At 75.6% G+C, this 480-nt stretch carries 1 protein-coding gene; it reads right to left on the reverse strand.

Going from position 1 to position 480, the window contains the following annotated elements; genetic code table 11:
• A partial coding sequence (locus tag PUR56_RS00725) for an SDR family NAD(P)-dependent oxidoreductase (RefSeq protein ID WP_329947412.1) occupies positions 1-480 on the reverse strand: 480 nt, incomplete at both ends.

Genomic DNA, 480 nt, shown 5'->3' on the forward strand with positions numbered 1-480 from the left:
AGCGCGTCCAGATAGGTGTTCGCCGCCGCGTAGCTCCCCTGCCCCGGACCACCCAGGACGGCGGCGACGGAGGAGTACAGGACGAACGCGGCCAGGTCGTGGCCACGGGTCAGCTCGTGCAGGTGCCGGGCCCCGTCCGCCTTCGGCGCCCACACCGCGGCCAGCCGCTCGGGCGTCAGCGCGGTCAGGATCCCGTCGTCCACGACACCCGCCGTGTGGACCACCGCAGTGAGCGGATGCCCCGCCGGAACCTCCCGGATCGCGGCGGCCAGCGCCTCACGGTCGGCCGCGTCGGCGGCGGCGATCGTCACCGAGGCACCCGCCGCGACGAGCTCCTCCCGCAACTCGGCCGCACCCGGCGCCCGCTCACCCCGCCGGGAGAGCAGCACCAGATGCCGCACCCCCCGCTCGGCCACCAGGTGCCGCGCCAGGATCGCCCCCAGCGTCCCCGTACCACCCGTGATCAGAACCGTGCCGTCC

The sequence above is a fragment of the Streptomyces sp. BE303 genome (assembly GCF_036290945.1).
GTDB lineage: Bacteria > Actinomycetota > Actinomycetes > Streptomycetales > Streptomycetaceae > Kitasatospora.